The sequence below is a fragment of the Micromonospora sp. NPDC007271 genome (assembly GCF_040634005.1).
In the GTDB taxonomy this organism is placed as follows: Bacteria; Actinomycetota; Actinomycetes; order Mycobacteriales; family Micromonosporaceae; genus Micromonospora.
Genome location: NZ_JBEYER010000216.1, coordinates 1 through 1,958, shown reverse-complemented (window position 1 = coordinate 1,958; position 1,958 = coordinate 1). Strand labels below are relative to the sequence as shown.

At 78.4% G+C, this 1,958-nt stretch carries 2 protein-coding genes and 1 pseudogene; all 3 read right to left on the bottom strand.

What is annotated here, in order from left to right; genetic code table 11:
* The coding region (locus ABZ570_RS33960) for an SDR family NAD(P)-dependent oxidoreductase (RefSeq protein ID WP_358072285.1) at window positions 1-262 on the bottom strand (262 nt) is incomplete at its 3' end.
* Between the two features lie 5 nt (window positions 263-267).
* Entirely contained in the window at window positions 268-1,680 is a 1,413-nt protein-coding gene (locus tag ABZ570_RS33955; protein WP_358072283.1) for a PfkB family carbohydrate kinase, read from the bottom strand.
* Window positions 1,677-1,958 (bottom strand): annotated as a pseudogene (locus ABZ570_RS33950) (hypothetical protein); the annotation flags it as partial. The gene ABZ570_RS33955 and the pseudogene ABZ570_RS33950, both read right to left, overlap by 4 nt.

Sequence of the window (1,958 nt, the reverse complement as noted above, 5' to 3'; positions counted from 1 at the left end):
GCACGTCGGCCAGCTTTCCCGGCACGTCCAGGCCCGCGGCGGTCACCACGGCGTCGAGGCCACCGGCCTGCTCGGCCAGCTCGCGGGTGGCCGCCTCGGCGGCCCGGGTGTCGGCCAGGTCGCACTCGACCCAGGGCACGTCGTCGGCCGGTGCCTGCCGGTCCAGCACGTACGGCCGACCGCCGGCCTTGACCACCGCGGTCACCACCGCCGCGCCGAGTCCGCTCGACCCTCCGGTGACGAGGACCGACCCGCCATTCAACTCGCTCATACTGCCGCTCCCTTGACGAGGTGGAGGCCGCGCTGGCGCGCGGCGGAGATCATGCCGGTGGTGGAGCGGCCGGCCAGGTAGGGGACCGTGACGACCCGGCCGCCCCAACGCTCGACCAGGCCCGCCTCGGGCAGCTCGGGCCCGCCGTCCCCGGCGTAGTCGCCGCCCTTCACCCAGACGTCGGGCCGGAGCCGGGCCAGCACCCGGTGCGGGGTGGGCTCGTCGAACAGCGTCACCGCGTCGACGCAGTCCAGGGCGGCCAGCAGCCGGACCCGGTCCGCCTCCGGGTTGACCGGGCGGTCGGGCCCCTTGAGCCCGCGTACGCTGCGGTCGGAGTTGAGGCAGACGACCAGGCAGTCGCCCAGCCGGCGGGCCGCCTGGAGGGTGGCGACGTGCCCGGCGTGCAGGATGTCGAAGCAGCCGCCGGTGGCGACCACGGTGCCGCCGTCGGCGCGTACCTTCGCCACCAGCTCCTCGGCGGTGCGCGCGGCCCGCGCCGGGCGCGACGGCGGTTCCCGGTGCAGGCCGGCCGCCCCGCCCGCGGCCACGTACGCCGACGCGGCGGCCACCGCCGCGCCGACCGCCTCGGAGACCAGCGCGCCGTCGGCGAGCGCCAGTGCGGCGGTGGCGGCGAACCGGTCTCCCGCGCCGCAGGTGTCCTCGACCCGGTCGGGACTGGACGGCGGCGGGACGACCAGCGGGGTGCTGCCGGAGTGGCAGAGCACGGCGCCGTCCGGGCCCATGGTCACCGCGACCGCGCCGACCCGCCAGCGGCGCCGCAGCTCGTGCCCGGCCCGGGTCGCCGTGGACAGCGCCGGGCCGGCTCCCGCGTCGCCGGTGAGCCGGCGCAGCTCGGCGAGGTTCGGCGTGATCAGCCGGGCCCCGGCCACGGCGGCCGGGCCGCGCGGGTGCGGGTCCCACACCAGCGGGGCGGTGGCCTCGGCGAGCGCCGTGCGCAGCGCCGGCTGCCGGGCCAGGCCGCGACCGTAGTCGCTGACCAGGATGGCCCGGGCCCGGGAGAGCACCTCCAGCACCGCCTCCGGCGGCTCGCCGGGTGGCTGCGGGTCGCCGCCCCGGTCCAGCCGGAGCAGGGTCTGCCCGCCGGCCCGCAACCGGATCTTCTCGGCGGTGGCGCCGGGCAGGCGCATCGGGTAGACCGCCACCCCCGCCTCGGCCAGCAACTCGGCCAGCCGCGCCCCGCCGGCGTCGTCGGCGAGCGCGGTGACCAGCGCGACCTCGGTCTTCTGGGCGGCGGCGAGCAGCGCGGCCAGGCCGGCCCCGCCGGGCCGGTCGACGGCCGTGCGTTCGTCCAGCACCGGTACGGGGGCGTCCGGGCAGACGCGGCTCACCGCGCCCGTAACGTCCCGGTCCAGCAGGGCGTCGCCGACCACCACGAGCGGCCCGCTCACGACTGCACCCACCCGGTGCCGGTGGAGCCGTTGCGGTGGTGCCCGTTCCGCCGCTGCCCGTCGACGCCGTGGCTGTTCGCGGTGTGTCCGTTTGCGGAGTGCCCGTGGGCGGCGCTGCCGTTGGGCAGGACGGGGACGAGCGGCGGCGCCCACCGGGCGAAGGTGGCGTCCCGGGGCGCGGGCACGGCCGGCGTGGGCAGCTGCCGGACCAGGGGGAGCGCCTGGTCGACGTACTCGCAGAGCACGTGGGTGGCGACCAGGTGCAGCTCCTGCACCAC